This window comes from Vagococcus sp., assembly GCF_036639995.1.
GTDB lineage: Bacteria > Bacillota > Bacilli > Lactobacillales > Vagococcaceae > Vagococcus.
In genome coordinates this window covers 7,400-22,725 of the sequence record NZ_JAVWHO010000018.1, presented here as the reverse complement: position 1 = coordinate 22,725, position 15,326 = coordinate 7,400, and the positions used below count along the sequence as shown (strand labels likewise).

Below are 15,326 nucleotides of genomic sequence, written 5' to 3'. Positions count from 1 at the left end.
CTTTATTATTTTTTTATTTAATAATATTCATTTCTTTACCGACTTTTTCGTAAATCGCAACAGCTTCATCTAACATTTCTTTAGTATGAGCTGCTGTTGGCATATTTCTAACACGGCCAGTTCCTAATGGGACTGTTGGGAATACGATAGGTTTAACATAAACTCCATTAGCAATTAATTTTTTAGAAAATTCTTGAGCTAATTTTTCATCACCTAAAATAACTGGTGTTATCGGTGTTTCAGAATGACCAATATCATAACCAATACCTTTTAATTTTTCTTTAAAATAATTAGCATTATCCCATAAATTATTAACATAATCAGGGTCTGTTTGCATTAACTCAATAGCTTTAATCACTGCAGCTGAAGCCCCTGGAGTTAGTGATGTTGAGAATAGGAATGGTCTTGCTTGAGATTTTAACCAATCAATTAATTTTTGAGATCCAGCAACGTAACCACCAACAACACCAATTGCTTTAGATAATGTTCCCATTTGGAAATCTACTTTATCTGATAAACCAAATTGTTTTACAGTACCAGCTCCACCACCTAAAACGCCAGAACCATGAGCATCATCCACATAAACAATTAAATTATATTTTTCAGCAATTTCCATAATTTCAGGCATTTTAGCTACATCGCCATCCATTGAGAATACGCCATCTGTGATGTACATTACTTTTTTGTAAAGACCACTTTCAACTGCTGCTTTAGCTTTTTCTTCTAAATCTTTCATATCAGAATGGTTCACACGAATAATTTTTGCTCGTGACAAGCGGCATCCATCAATAATTGATGCATGGTTTAATGAATCTGAAAGAATAGCATCTTCTTTATTCATAACAGCTGAAATAGCTCCCATATTACAGTTAAATCCTGATTGGAAAGCAATCGCTGCTTCTGTTCCTTTAAATTTAGCTAATTTTTCTTCTAATTCTCTATGGATATCTAATGTTCCATTAATTGTTCTAACAGCTCCGGCACCAACACCGTATTTTTCAGTTGCTTCATTAGCTGCTTTTATCAAATCAGGATGAGTTGCAAACCCTAAATAATTATTTGATGCTAAGTTAATTTTCTCTTCACCATCGATTGTGATAATCGGACCATTGGCACCTTCTAACACATCGATTGTTGAATACAGACCTCTTGATTTTAAATCATCTAATCCTTCATCTAAGAAATTTTCTAAACTTGGACTCATATAACTCATAAATTAACGACCTCCTGATTATTTTATAAATTCATTATATCAGTTTCTAGATAAAACGATTTCAAAAAGAAGACATTTCTAGTGGAACTCTCATTATTAACTAGTTTTTCTCTTACAATAGTAAAAAAACTCTTAGCTAAATTTCATATTAATGAAATTTAGCCATATTTGTCAGAATTTTTGTGTTATTTTAAACTAGCTTTTATAAAGCCATCAAACAAGGCTTGTGGCCGGTTCGGGCGTGAGATAAATTCTGGATGAAATTGAGAAGCTATAAAAAATTTATTTGTAGGCAACTCTATTATTTCAACTAATTTATCATCTGGAGAGACACCTGAGAAAACCATTCCTTCTTTTTCAAAGAGTTCTCTATAATCATTATTAAATTCATAACGGTGACGATGTCGCTCGTTAACTATTTCTTTTCCGCCATAAACATCAAAAGTTTTTGATCCTTTTTTTAAGTGACATGGATAAGAGCCTAATCTTAATGTACCTCCCATATCTTCTACTTCTTCTTGCTCTTTCATTAAATCAATTATTTTATGTTGTGCCTCTGGGGAGGTTTCTCCTGATGAAGCATCCGTTAAGCCCACAACATTTCTTGCAAATTCAACACAAGCTAGTTGCATCCCCAAACAAATCCCTAGAAAAGCTACATCATTTTCCCGAGCATATTTAATGGCTTCTATTTTACCTTCTAACCCTCGATCGCCAAATCCACCTGGTACTAAAATCCCATCAACGTCCTTTAATAATTTCTCGCTGTTTTCATAAGTCATCTCTTCTGCTTGTAACCATTTAATATCAATTTCACTATCATGTTTAAATCCAGCATGTTTTAAAGCTTCAACCACTGACAAATACGCATCTGGTAATTCAACATATTTACCCACTATGGCAATTTTTATCCTTTTTTTCAATTGAAGAACTTTTTTCTCTAGTTGTTGCCATTCTGTCATATCAGCAACAGGAGCCGTAATGTTTAAGTAGTCACAAACAATTTGATCCATCTTTTGCGCCTGTAGATTGAGAGGTATTGAATAAAGCGTCTCAACATCTTTTGATTCGATGACAGCTTCTTTTGGTACATCACAAAACTGTGCTAATTTTTCTTTTGTATTTTCAGATATATCGTGTTCTGTTCTAACAACTAATATATTTGGTTGAATCCCTAAACTTCTTAACTCTTTCACACTGTGTTGTGTTGGTTTTGTTTTCATCTCACCTGCAGCTTTTAAATACGGAATCAATGTTGTATGAATATACATCACATTTTCAGAACCTACATCAGATTTTAATTGTCTTAAAGCTTCCAAAAATGGTAATGATTCAATATCTCCAACGGTCCCCCCCACTTCAGTAATAATAATATCTGCATCCGTTAAGGTTGCTGCTCGTCTAATTTTATCTTTGATTTCATTTGTTATATGAGGAATAACCTGAACTGTTGCTCCTAAATACTCCCCTTTACGTTCCTTTTTTAATACCTCGGAATATACTTTTCCAGTTGTAACATTTGAGTATTGATTTAAATTAATATCAATAAAACGTTCATAATGGCCTAAATCCAAGTCTGTTTCTGCTCCGTCTTCTGTGACATAAACTTCCCCATGTTGATACGGGCTCATTGTTCCTGGATCAACATTAATGTATGGATCAAACTTTTGAATCGTTACTTTTAAGCCTCTATTTTTCAGAAGCCTTCCTAATGATGCTGCCACAATTCCCTTACCAATTGAAGATACTACGCCACCTGTTACAAAAATATATTTCGTCATTTGTCTCCCACTTTCTTGTCATTTAGGAAAGCCGTAAAAACAAGAAAAAGCTCCCCTATTCATTTAAGAATAAGGGAGCTAATAGTCTCGTTCACTTCTGACCCTTTTTCAAGGGTGCCCAATAATCACTTTACAATTTCAAGAACCACTTGTCAATTATAACTAAAAAAATTAAGTTATTTAATAGAAATCTTAATAAATAACTACTGTTACGACATATTAACCCTTATTATTTAATTGTTCACCATAGACTTCTTATTTATGATACACTTTACTAAATAACGTGACACAAGAAAGGATTTTAATCATGAATTTATCAACTGAGCGCCTTACTTTACGTCCTATACAAAAAGAGGATATCACTGACTACTTTGAATTTTATTCAGATGTAGAAAATTGCCTCTACCTACTCAATGAGCCCTGGACAAAAGAAAACATGCTTGAAAATTTTAGCCCCAAATTAGAAAATAAGAGTTTCCTAAAACGAACTTCTACGCTATTATCTGTTGTCTACAAGGAAAAAGTCATTGGTGAAATTTCAATCATTTCGACTAACATGAAAGAGACAATTGAAATTGGTTACATTTTCAACTCCAATTTTAGCCAACAAGGCTTCGCAACAGAGGCTATGATTGCTGTTTTTGATTACCTTTTCCTTACTACAGAAACTCACCGTGTTTATGCAGATGTTGATTCAAGAAACATAAATTCCGCTAAACTCTGTGAGCGCTTAGGGATGAGAAAAGAAGCTCATCACATTGAAGATTACTGGAACAAAGGAGAATGGACTGATAGTTTGATTTTTGGTATTTTAAAACGTGAATGGGAACAACGATAATCCTAAAAAAATCCTCCGACATGGAGGATTTTTGCTATTTACTATTTGGGGTAACGTTTTTAATAGTTATATCTTCAATCGTTGAAATCGGGTTATCTGTACTTATATTCGCTTCAAAAGAGACATAATCCCCTTCTTTTAAAAACATACTATATACGTTATTTGACGTACTAATTGTATAAACCTGACTATCTTCTTCTAGCATAAATGAAGCCGTTTCACTACCATCTATTACTACTTTGTTTACTCTAGTTACTTTTCCTTCAACTTTTTTCAAATCTGCTTTATTTACATTTTTGTTATTACTACCCTTTAGACTTAATTTAACTTTAAATGCTTGTAGTGTTTTTTCAGCATCTGTGCCATCTACTAAAATGTCACTATCTGAAGCTGATATATAAACATAACCTTTAAAAATACCATTTGTATCTAAAAGTGAAATAATCCAAGTTGGAACGCCTTCGATATTATAAAGAATCGGCATCTTAGCTTCCCATTTTTTCTCAGGGTATATTTTTTCAGCAATCGCTATTGCGCCATCACTATCCATCATGCCTTTTTTGTCTCGGTAAAACTCCATAACACCAGTTCTAGCATTAATTAAACTATAGCCCAAGGCGCTATCTTGTTTTTCATCATCACTCGTAAAATCTGTAAAATAAAGCAGCTCTCCAGATTTAGACATTAATGGCGTCACCGCTCCAGAAGAATAGATTCCATTTGTTGTAGGTTGCTTCACATCATCTTTTGAAAAGAGACTATTTAGCCACCCTTTTCCGTATTTTCCGTAATAATTATTCATACTACTTGCAATGGAACTGGTCAGCGGAGCATCAATTTCTGTAGGTGCATCTTTTAAATCATACACTTTTGTTTCCCCTGATTCACTATTTAAAACGGCTACCTTAAATTTATCGTAACGTTTTTTCCCACTAATACCATATTCTTTATAAAGAGTCTGGACATAATAAGGTGTCCCATCATCACCAATTTCTAAGTTCACAGCACCAGTTCGAGCAAGTTGAGAAGATTTCGCGTATATTTTTCTTTCAGCATCTTGCCATAAATAGCCACTTGGAACGTACTTCATTTCTTTTTCAATAAATTTAGGTTGTGCATTAATATCAGTTGCACTTATTTGAAAATAACCTGGTACCTTTTTAAATCGATTCCACTTCCAAACACCTCGATATTCTAAGGCCGAGACGTAAACATATTCCCCATTTATCATTTGTGCAGTGGTTGTTCCTAATTCATAAGCACTATAATTAGGAACGCTACTAATCATTTTTTGCATTTTATTTCTTGCGCTCTTTGTTGACATGGCAATTGGTGTTTCTTTCGTTGATTTTAATTCTTCTGTTTCCGTCACTTTTTTTACAGGTATTGTGTCGTAGATTTCATCAACACTTAAAATTCGAGTGACTGGCACAATAATAAAATAAATAAGTAACAATAATGAGGCAACAATCATACCTTTTTTGATTGGAGAAGGTAACGTAAATACGATATTTTTACCACGTTTCCCCACTCCTTTACTTGATACTTGACTACTTGTGCCAAATAAGAAAAAATTAATAACCATTCCTAATAAAAAAGTAGCTAAATTATAAAAGAGCATACTGCTCAATGATTGAGAAGGTAACGTAAAATAAACGATACTAAAGGCTATCAATAAATATGATACACAAATAATTAAAGTTCTTTTAAAAATACCTTTCCCTTTTTTTCCAGTCAATACACCAATTAGTATGGCAAGTAAAAAACCAATACTAAATTTTAATGTTGCTAGCCATAGCCCTATTCCCAACATGTTTTTCCTCCATTGATAAATAATAGTTCCCTTAATAATACCATATTTTGACAATAAAAAAGTATGAAGCAAAATTTACATCTGCTTCATACTTTCAACTACGTATTGATTACATATGGATTGGAAGACCTAACGCTAATTCAGCAGCATCCATTGTTACTTCTGCTAATGATGGATGTGAATGAATTGTTAACGCGATATCTTCAGCATTCATGCCTGATTCAACTGCTAAAGTTAATTCAGCAATCACATCACTTGCACTAACACCTGCTACTTGAGCTCCAACTAAAACATTGTCTTCTTTAGTTGTCACTAAGCGAACAAATCCTTCTTTTTTATCAAGTGAGATGGCACGGCCATTTCCACCTAATGGGAATTTAGATGCTTTCACTTCTAAACCAGCTTCTTTTGCTTCTTTTTCAGTCATACCAACTGTTGCTAATTCTGGATCTGTAAATGCCACTGCTGGCATTGCCACATAATCCACTGCTACAGCTTTGCCTGAAATAGCTTCAGCAGCAATTTTAGCTTCATAACTTGCTTTATGAGCTAATGCAGCTCCAGGAACGATGTCACCAATTGCCCAAATACTTGGAACATTTGAACGACCTTGATTATCTACTTTTACTAAACCGCGATCCGTCATTTCAACACCTAAAATTTCTAAACCTAAATCATCTGTGTTTGGACGACGACCAACTGTTACCATTACGTAATCAGCTTCAATCGCTTCTTCTTTACCGTTTGCTTCATATTTAACAGTAACACTATCACCATTATCAATAGCTTCTTTAGCCATTGCTTTAGTCACAACAGTAATTCCTTTTGCTTTAAAGTCTTTTTCAACTAATTTCACCATGTCTTTTTCAAACGTAGGTAAAATTTGTGGTGAGCCTTCTAAAACAGTTACTTCAGCACCTAAGTTTGCATAAGCACTACCTAATTCAGCTCCGATAACGCCACCACCAACGATGACAAGTTTTTTAGGAACTTCAGTTAAGTTTAAACCACCTGTTGAGTCAATGATTCGTTTGCCAAATTTAAATCCTTTGATTTCAATTGGGCGAGAACCAGTTGCTACAATGGCATTGTTGAATGAATAAGTTTGAGCACTTTCTTCAGTCATCACACGTAACGTGTTAGCATCTACAAAGAACGCTTCTCCTTCAATCACTTCAACTTTATTCTTTTTAAGAAGCATTTTAACACCAGAAGTTAATTGTTTCACTACTTTTTCGTCTTTCCACTCTTGTGTTTTTGAAAAATCAAGTGAGACATTTTCAGTTGTAACACCAAAAATTTCTGAATGTTTTGCTTCATGATATCTATGTCCTGCACTAATTAAAGCTTTTGAAGGAATACAGCCGACGTTTAAACAAACACCACCAATGTATTCACGTTCAATAATCGCTACTTTTTGACCCATTTGTGCCGCACGAATAGCTGCAACATAGCCACCAGGGCCTGCTCCAATGACAACTGTATCTAATTCTACTGCGAAATCTCCTACTACCATGTTCGTTTCACCTTATCCTTCCATTAATAATAATTCTGGATCAGCTAGTAAACGTTTAATGTTGTTCATAGCTTTTTGAGCAGTTGCTCCATCGACAATACGGTGATCAAAACTTAATGATAATTTCATCATACGGCCAACAGCTAATTCACCATCTGAATTAACAACTGGTTGTTGTGTGATTGTACCAACACCTAAAATAGCAACTTCTGGGTAGTTAATAACTGGTGTAAACCAACCACCACCAACAGAACCGATGTTACTAATTGTGACAGTACCTCCACGCATATCAGCAGCTTGTAATTTACCTTCAATTGCAAGTGCAGCTTTTTCGTTGATTTCATCTGCAATATCAAACATGCTCTTAGTGTTAGCAGCTTTAACGTTTGGTACATATAAACCATGATCTGTATCAGTTGCAATACCAATGTTAAAGTAGTTTTTGTAAACAACTTCATCTGTTGTATCATCAATTGACGCATTCATAATTGGGAATTCTTTCATTGTTGCTGTTAATGCTTTAACAACATATGGTAAGAATGTTAATTTTGTATTTCTTGAAGCAGCAACATCTTTAAATTTCTTACGGTGATCCCATAATTTAGAAACTTCTACTTCACCATGTAATGTTACGTGAGGAGCAGTATGTTTGCTGTTAACCATTGCCTTAGCAATTGCTTTACGTGTTGGTGACATTTTTTCGCGAACTTCAGCTTCTGGAGCACCTACAAATGGTTTAGCTTCAACTTTTGTTTCTGTAACTGCAGCTTTTTCTACTGGAGCTGATGCAGTTTCAGTTGATACTGCTACTGGAGTACCACCAAAATTATCAATATCAGATTTTACAATACGTCCACCTTTACCTGATGGTGTAACTAAAGTAATATCCACACCTTTTTCACGTGCATATTGACGAACTGACGGCATTGCTAGTACACGTTTACTTGGTTGACCTGTTGGTGCTGATGCTTCTTTAACAACTGGCACTGCTGGTGTAGAGCCTGTTGGTGTTACTGAAACAGCTGGTGCACTGTTATGCCCAGGTGCATCAATTTCAACTAACACATCTCCAACATTTGCCACTGTTCCTTCAGCCACAACAATATTGACTACTTTACCTGTAACAGGAGAAGGAATTTCTTCTACTGATTTGTCATTTTGTACTTCTAACATTGTGTCGTCTTCATTAATAGTGTCCCCTGCTTTAACGAACCATTTAACGATTTCGCCTTCTGCAATACCTTCACCAATATCTGGTAATTTAAATTGGAACACACCACCTGTTGCCGATGCAGCAGTTTCTTGAGCAGGTGCAGCAACTGGTGCTGCTGGTGTTTCTTCAACATCTTCATGTCCAGGAGCATCGATTTCGACTAATACATCTCCAACGTTTGCCACTGTTCCTTCAGCTACAACAACTTTAAGAACTTTCCCTGTAACTGGAGAAGGAATTTCTTCTACTGATTTATCATTTTGAACTTCTAATAAAGTATCATCTTCATTAATAGTATCGCCTTCTTTGACGAACCATTTAACGATTTCGCCTTCTGCAATACCTTCACCAATATCTGGTAATTTAAATTTAAAAGCCATGTTTAATTCTCTCCTTCTATCTTAATGTCTTCAGCGTTTAATTAAAATTCATGAATTTCTTTAACTTTTGCTTCGATATCAGACGCATTTGGTAACCAAATATTTTCAGCTTGACCAAATGGGAAGATTGTATCAGGAGCAGAAACGCGGCCAATAGGTGCTTCTAATGAAAGAACAGCTCTTTCTGAGATTTCAGAAACTACTTGTGCAGCAACACCTGCTTGTTTTTGAGCTTCTTGAACTACTACTACGCGACCTGTTTTTTCAACAGAAGCAATAATTGTATCAACATCTAAAGGAGCTACTGTACGTAAATCGATTACTTCAACAGAGATACCTTCTTGTTCTAATTTTTCTGCAGCTTTAATTGCTTCACGAACCATTGCACCATAAGTGATAACAGAAACATCTGTTCCTTCTTTTGTTACAGCAGCTTTATCTAAAGGTACAGTATAAGCTTCATCTGGCACTTCCTCACGGAATGAACGGTATAATTTCATGTGTTCTAAAAAGACAACAGGGTCATTATCACGAATTGCTGAAATTAAAAGTCCTTTAGCGTCATAAGGATTACTTGGAATTACTACGCGGATTCCTGGTGATTGAGCCATTAAACCTTCTAAGTTATCTGAGTGAAGTTCAGGCGTATGAACGCCGCCGCCAAATGGGGCACGGATTGTAATTGGCATATTTCTTGTTCCGCTCATACGGTAACGAGTACGTGCCATTTGTCCGATAACTTCATCCATTACTTCAAATACGAATCCAAAGAATTGGATTTCAGGAACTGGACGGAAGCCTTCTAATGCTAAACCAAAAGCCAATCCACCAATACCAGATTCTGCTAAAGGTGTGTCAAATACACGGTCTTCACCAAATTTAGCTTGTAATCCTTCAGTTGCGCGGAATACACCACCGTTATTACCAACATCTTCACCAAATACTAATACATCTGGATTTGTTTCAAGTTCTAAAGCTAGAGCATCTGTAATTGCTTGAATCATTGTTTTTTGTGCCATGATTTATTTCGACTCCTTTGCTTCGTAAATGTCAATTTGTTCTTGGACAACTTTTGGTGTTGCTTCAAACATATTTTTTAAGAAATCAGATACTTTTTGTTTTGGTTCTGCATCAGCTTCTTTAATTGCTACTTTGATTTCTTCTTTTGTTTGTTCGATAACAGCTTCTTCTTTTTCTTCAGACCATAACCCTTTTTCAGTTAAGAAAGTACGGAAACGAGTTAATGGATCTTTTTCATGCCATTCATCTTCTGTTTCTTTAGTACGGTATCTTGTTGGGTCATCCCCTGATAATGTATGAGGACCATAACGGAATGTTAATGTTTCAATTAAAACAGGACCATTTCCAGCAATTGCCCAATCACGAGCTGCTTTTGTTACTTGATAAACTGCTAATGCATCCATTCCATCTACTTGGATACTTGGAATACCTGCTGCAATTCCTTTTTGAGCTAATGTTTTAGCTGCTGTTTGCAATTCACGTGGTGTCGAAATTGCGTAGCCGTTATTTTGAATGAAGAACACAGCGTTTGCTTTATAAGCTCCTGCAAAGTTAATTCCTTCATAGAAATCTCCTTGTGAAGAACCACCATCACCTGTATATGTAAAGGCAACGTTTGGTTTATTACGTTTTTTAAGTCCTAAAGCAACACCTGCTGCTTGAACATATTGAGCACCAATAATAATTTGTGGTGGTAAAGCATTTAAATCTGCAGCATATTTATTTCCTGCAGCATGTCCTCTTGACCAAAGAAACGCTTCTTTTAATGGAAGACCATGTTGAATTAATTGAGGCACATCACGGTAACCTGGTAATAGTACGTCTTCTTTTGTCATAGCGAATTGACTTGCCAATTGACTTGCTTCTTGTCCAGCAGTTGGAGCGAAGAATCCTAAACGTCCTTGACGGTTTAAAGCAGTTGAGCGTTGATCTAAAACTCTAGACCAAACCATTCTTGTCATTAATTCTACTAATTCATCATCAGATAGTTCAGGCATTAACTCTTCATTAACAACCTTCCCTTTCTCATCTAACACTTGAACAGTTGGAAAATCTGTATTGATATCATTCAACAATGCTTCAAAATCAAGTGGGTTTACTTTTTTCTTAGCCATATTGTTACACAATCCTCTCTTATTACAATTTCATTTTTTCTCAAACAGAAAGAAAAACTGTATCATTTTCTTTCGCTTCGACATCTATAAGTTACCATGATGTTTTTTTTTATGCAAGTAATAAACTCTGACTTTTTTGAATTAAATTCGTTTAATATCAACGTTTCGAATGTTAGTGATAAGTTTCACTTCTTGTCATCAATTCAAATTAAAAAAAGTTTTTTTATATTCTTTCCTGTATCAATCTGTCCCATAAGTTTTACATACCTGTTATACATCAATTTTCTGAAAGCACTGAAATAATGACTTAGAAGCTGATTTTTAGTGTTTTTTTATGTTCACTATCTGTTTCATTAAATCTACTAAAAATAAAAAAGCACATTTTTTACTCATTGTAAAAAACATGCTCCTATTCAAAATTAGGTTTTCGCTACGTAATAATTTTTACTTAGTGAATAAAATAACTTTAGAATTAAATCCATTCTTTATGTTTTTTAATGTATTTCACTTTAACAAATTGAACTAAAAGCATATAGACTAAGATTATTCCTACTAACCAACCCCAATAATTAGTTGGTAATGCACCAAAATCAAACGCCTCTCTTAGTGGGTCTACTAAAATAATCACAATACCAGTCAAAATAGCAAGTACACTCATTAAAATCATTGGAGCACTTGCTTTACTTTGAATAAATGGTATTTTTTCAGTTCTTACCATATATACAACTAAAGTTTGGCTAATCAACCCAACTAAAAACCAACCAGCTTGGAACACGCTTTGATCAGCCACGGTGTTAGCTCCGATGACAAACCACATAACACCAAAGGTCAAAATATCAAAGATACTACTGATTGGTCCAATAGAGATAGTAAATTTGAAAAGATTTTTAGTGTCGAATTTAACTGGATGAATAATTTGGCTTTCATCCACATTGTCCCACGGCATCGCAAGTTGTGAAATATCATAAATTAGGTTTTGAATCAGTAATTGTAGAGAGAGCATTGGTAAGAATGGTAAGAATGCACTGGCTACTAAAACCGAAAACACATTTCCAAAATTAGAGCTAATAGTAATCATGATATACTTCATCATATTCATGAAAACTTTACGCCCTTCAATTACACCGTCTTCTAAGACAGTTAAACTTTTTTCTAAAAGAATAATCGAACTCGCTTCTTTTGTGATATCTGCTGCTGTATCAACTGAAATCCCTACATCCGCTGTTCTCAAAGCAGGTGCATCATTGATACCATCTCCCATAAAACCAACTGTATTTCCTTGAGTTTGAAGAGTTTTAATTATTCGTGCTTTTTGCATTGGATTTAATTTAGCAAACAGATGGGTTTCATTTACCGCACTTTCAAATTCTTCCTCTGTCATCTTATCTAAATCAGAACCAATATAGGCTTTATCAACTTCAATACCAACATCACCACATACTTTTCTTGAAACTATTTCATTATCACCTGTTAATACTTTAACTGTCACACCATGTTGATGAAGAGAAGAAATCGCTGTAATAGCTGATTGTTTTGCTGGGTCTAAAAAGCCAACAAAACCAGCTAAAATCATATCTGCTTCATCTGAAACAGCGTAAGTTGCATCACTATGAACATCACGCTTATAAGCAACTGTAATAACTCGCATTCCTTGTTCATTCATTTTACGGTTAACATCATTCATTTTGTTTAATAATTCATCTGTTAAAGGAAGTATCTCACCATCAATTTCCACATGAGAACAAACCAGTGCCATTTCTTCTACAGCACCTTTTGTAATCATTAACTGGTGACCATCAATATTTAAAACAACCGTTAAACGTCTTCTTGAAAAATCAAAGGGAATCTCATCTATTTTTTCAATTGGTCCATGGGTTTGTTTTTCAGGGTGTGTTTCATAAAAATTGATAATCGCGTGATCCATTAAATTTTTCCAACCTGTTTGATAATTTGAATTTAAAAATGCCATATCTAAAACCTTTGGATCATCATCTCCTAAAGGACTAACGTGCTCTACTAAAACAACACGATCTTCTGTAATAGTTCCTGTTTTATCTGTACACAAAACATTCATTGCCCCAAGATTTTGAATCGCATTTAGCTCTTTCACAATCACTTTCTTTTTAGCCAAGGTTTGAGATCCTTTTGCTAGATTGCTTGTTACAATCATTGGTAACATCTCAGGCGTTAACCCAACAGCAACTGCAATTGCAAAGAAGAAGGCTTGCGTCCAGTCACCTTTCATTACACCATTAAGTAAAAATACTATAGGAAATAAAATAGAAACCATTCTCAGTAGCAACTTACTAATATGATTTAAATCACGGTCAAAATTAGTCATCTCACGTTTGGTACTTGCATGTTTTGCAATATCACCAAAAAAGGTTTGTTGCCCTGTTTTTAAAATAATTGCTTCACCTTGACCACTTAACACGTCAGTTCCCATAAAAATAAGATTTGATAAATCAATAGCTGAGACATCCTCTAATATTTCTTGTTGATTTTTGGCTGTTTCATATTTTTCAACAGGCATTGACTCACCAGTTAAAGATGATTGATTAACAAATAAATCTTTTGTCCAGATCAAGACACTGTCAGCAGGAATCATATCACCTGCTGATAAGTACACAATATCACCAGGAACAACATCTTCCATTGGTCGTTCGTTAATTTCTCCTTCTCTTTTTACTGCACACGTATGTTTCACTAGATTTTGAAGTGCCAAAGATTCTTTTTGGGCCTTAAAATCTTGAGTGAAACGAATAACCGCACTCACTACAATCATTAATGCCATTACTACAACGGCTTCATAATCTTTGGTTAATGCTGAAACAACTAGTAACCCAGTTAACACATAAATAAAGGGATCCATAAACGCTTTAACAAAAACAATATACCAAGCATCTGGCTTTTGCATATCCACTTTGTTTTCTCCAAACTCTTCTAAGCGATTACTGGCATCGTCTGTTGTTAACCCATTGGGAGATGTTCTAAACTCCATCATTAATTCACGATCAGATAGTTTAGATAACTTCTTAAGCTCTGAATTTTTGTTTCCATTAGCCATACTCTTTTTCATCGATACCACTCCTCCTGCTTGATTTACTATCTACATTTCTTATAAAAATAGAAAAAGGCACCCTCAACTAGGAGAGTGCCAGAACGCAAAAAGACAAAGTAAAAGATTGTATCCTGTTTCTCTTCGTTGAGTTTTAGCACTATATAGCGTAGATATTTATATCAGCTACATTAAGAAAAGCCTTCATCGACAGTTCCTGTTGACCCACAACAGATATCTCTGGATACCTGCAGGGCAGTAGCGTTTTTCTATATAGGAGCCTCACCTAACAGAGACAGTATTCATTTCTACTTGACTGTAACCCTTTTAACTACTAAAGTCAAACTATGATAATGTTTGTTTTTATAAATATAATTAAAGTTGTTTTTTTAGGAGGCACACATGGTAAAAAAAGTTTTATCAATTAATTACTCTGACACAAACGGTATTTCAGGTATTCAGAAAGATTTAGTCACTTTTCAAGAACAAAATGTCTTTGGTTTTACCGCCATCACCAAATTATTAATTAACTCAAATCACACAAAAGAAATAATTGAAACCTATCCTTCCTCTTTGTTAAAGAACCAATTGGAATCTGTTTTAGCAGGTGGTGAGATGGACGCTGTAAAAATCGGGCACTTCAATGATTTAAATGACTTAGAAGTGATTCTTTCTTTTATACAACAGAAAAAATTTAAGCAGATTGTTCTTGATGTCTCTTTTGTAAAAGACAATTCCAATTTGTTTAAAGAAATTCAATCCAAACTCATGCCAACCATTAACGCTCTCGTTATTACACCAACACTGTTGGCCCAATTAACAGGTGAAACAGCAACAGCATCTCCCAAATCTTTGGATAGTATGGCTAGAAAATTACTAACAGATACACTAAAATACATTCTAATCTCTCTTAACCCAGACGATAATTTACATGCTATTGTTACTCATGATTCATTGACTAAAAAGAAATTCGCAAAACATGACGCAGCCACCATTTTAACTGCAAAACTTGCTTAAACAAAAAAAGTGACACGTCCCCTTTGAGACGTGTCACTTCTTTATTTATTATTCAATAATTTTTTTTACTTTAAAAGCATAATTAGTAGATGAAGGTTTTTCTTGATCTGATAAATCAAACAAAACGTGTTCTTGAGCTGGATTATCAGGATCATTAACAATCACTAATCTACTTTTCTTATTTCGCTTCATGTACTCAATCTGAGCTGTTCTTTCAAGTTCTTTTGTATCAAAGTTTGATGCAATCGCGTTTCCTAAATTAAAAAAAACAGTTTCTTCCATTTCAAACACCTCTTCTTTCTAAAACTAATTGATACTTAAATTATAACACACTTTAAAAATAGTAGTTCAAAATTCAGTCA

General features: G+C 34.5%; 11 protein-coding genes and 1 riboswitch. Of the genes, 2 read left to right on the top strand and 9 right to left on the bottom strand.

The annotated features are described in order from the left end of the window. Window positions 1-13: 13 nt before the first annotated feature. Window positions 14-1,204, bottom strand: coding sequence for a glycine C-acetyltransferase (locus tag RR554_RS06405; RefSeq protein ID WP_332467656.1), 1,191 nt, complete (start codon window positions 1,202-1,204; stop codon window positions 14-16). Window positions 1,205-1,398: 194 nt separating this feature from the next. Then, window positions 1,399-2,994 (bottom strand): CTP synthase, encoded by a 1,596-nt coding sequence (locus RR554_RS06400; RefSeq protein ID WP_332467650.1) that lies wholly within the window; start codon window positions 2,992-2,994, stop codon window positions 1,399-1,401. A gap of 307 nt (window positions 2,995-3,301) precedes the next feature. On the opposite strand from RR554_RS06400, the gene RR554_RS06395 reads away from it, so the two are divergent. After that, window positions 3,302-3,832: a GNAT family N-acetyltransferase gene (locus tag RR554_RS06395; RefSeq protein ID WP_332463415.1), complete on the top strand. Its 531-nt coding sequence runs from the start codon at window positions 3,302-3,304 to the stop codon at window positions 3,830-3,832. Between the two features lie 34 nt (window positions 3,833-3,866). Here RR554_RS06395 and RR554_RS06390 read toward each other — a convergent pair whose 3' ends face one another. The 6 genes from RR554_RS06390 to mgtA form a co-directional block, all read right to left on the bottom strand. Then, window positions 3,867-5,645, bottom strand: a complete 1,779-nt coding sequence (locus RR554_RS06390) for a DNA-binding protein (RefSeq protein WP_332467649.1) — start codon at window positions 5,643-5,645, stop codon at window positions 3,867-3,869. Window positions 5,646-5,754: 109 nt separating this feature from the next. Next, window positions 5,755-7,161 (bottom strand): dihydrolipoyl dehydrogenase, encoded by a 1,407-nt coding sequence (gene lpdA, locus RR554_RS06385; protein ID WP_332463417.1) that lies wholly within the window; start codon window positions 7,159-7,161, stop codon window positions 5,755-5,757. A 12-nt stretch (window positions 7,162-7,173) separates the two neighbouring features. Continuing rightward, a complete protein-coding gene (locus RR554_RS06380) occupies window positions 7,174-8,754 on the bottom strand; it encodes a dihydrolipoyllysine-residue acetyltransferase (protein WP_332463418.1) in 1,581 nt (526 codons plus the stop codon). 41 nt (window positions 8,755-8,795) lie between these two features. Further along, entirely contained in the window at window positions 8,796-9,773 is a 978-nt protein-coding gene (locus RR554_RS06375) for an alpha-ketoacid dehydrogenase subunit beta (RefSeq protein ID WP_332467648.1), read from the bottom strand. Between the two features lie 3 nt (window positions 9,774-9,776). After that, on the bottom strand, window positions 9,777-10,889 hold the full coding sequence (pdhA, locus tag RR554_RS06370; protein ID WP_332463420.1) for a pyruvate dehydrogenase (acetyl-transferring) E1 component subunit alpha: 1,113 nt from the start codon (window positions 10,887-10,889) through the stop codon (window positions 9,777-9,779). Window positions 10,890-11,361: 472 nt separating this feature from the next. After that, window positions 11,362-13,968, bottom strand: coding sequence for a magnesium-translocating P-type ATPase (gene mgtA / locus RR554_RS06365; protein WP_332463421.1), 2,607 nt, complete (start codon window positions 13,966-13,968; stop codon window positions 11,362-11,364). A 111-nt stretch (window positions 13,969-14,079) separates the two neighbouring features. Continuing rightward, window positions 14,080-14,248, bottom strand: a riboswitch (M-box (ykoK) riboswitch). Between the two features lie 101 nt (window positions 14,249-14,349). Here mgtA and RR554_RS06360 point away from each other — a divergent pair. Next, entirely contained in the window at window positions 14,350-14,964 is a 615-nt protein-coding gene (locus tag RR554_RS06360; RefSeq protein ID WP_332463422.1) for a bifunctional hydroxymethylpyrimidine kinase/phosphomethylpyrimidine kinase, read from the top strand. A 48-nt stretch (window positions 14,965-15,012) separates the two neighbouring features. On the opposite strand, the gene RR554_RS06355 is transcribed toward RR554_RS06360, so the two are convergent. Continuing rightward, window positions 15,013-15,246: a hypothetical protein gene (locus RR554_RS06355; RefSeq protein WP_332463423.1), complete on the bottom strand. Its 234-nt coding sequence runs from the start codon at window positions 15,244-15,246 to the stop codon at window positions 15,013-15,015. Window positions 15,247-15,326: the final 80 nt, after the last annotated feature.

Bases quoted from the DNA above. Each gene is read 5' to 3' on its own strand.
- lpdA (WP_332463417.1), bottom strand. From the start codon at position 7,161: ATGGTAGTAGGAGATTTCGCAGTAGAATTAGATACAGTTGTCATTGGA.
- mgtA (WP_332463421.1), bottom strand. From the start codon at position 13,968: ATGAAAAAGAGTATGGCTAATGGAAACAAAAATTCAGAGCTTAAGAAG.
- RR554_RS06380 (WP_332463418.1), bottom strand. From the start codon at position 8,754: ATGGCTTTTAAATTTAAATTACCAGATATTGGTGAAGGTATTGCAGAA.
- RR554_RS06360 (WP_332463422.1), top strand. From the start codon at position 14,350: ATGGTAAAAAAAGTTTTATCAATTAATTACTCTGACACAAACGGTATT.
- RR554_RS06405 (WP_332467656.1), bottom strand. From the start codon at position 1,204: ATGAGTCCAAGTTTAGAAAATTTCTTAGATGAAGGATTAGATGATTTA.
- RR554_RS06395 (WP_332463415.1), top strand. From the start codon at position 3,302: ATGAATTTATCAACTGAGCGCCTTACTTTACGTCCTATACAAAAAGAG.
- pdhA (WP_332463420.1), bottom strand. From the start codon at position 10,889: ATGGCTAAGAAAAAAGTAAACCCACTTGATTTTGAAGCATTGTTGAAT.
- RR554_RS06390 (WP_332467649.1), bottom strand. From the start codon at position 5,645: ATGTTGGGAATAGGGCTATGGCTAGCAACATTAAAATTTAGTATTGGT.
- RR554_RS06375 (WP_332467648.1), bottom strand. From the start codon at position 9,773: ATGGCACAAAAAACAATGATTCAAGCAATTACAGATGCTCTAGCTTTA.
- RR554_RS06400 (WP_332467650.1), bottom strand. From the start codon at position 2,994: ATGACGAAATATATTTTTGTAACAGGTGGCGTAGTATCTTCAATTGGT.
- RR554_RS06355 (WP_332463423.1), bottom strand. From the start codon at position 15,246: ATGGAAGAAACTGTTTTTTTTAATTTAGGAAACGCGATTGCATCAAAC.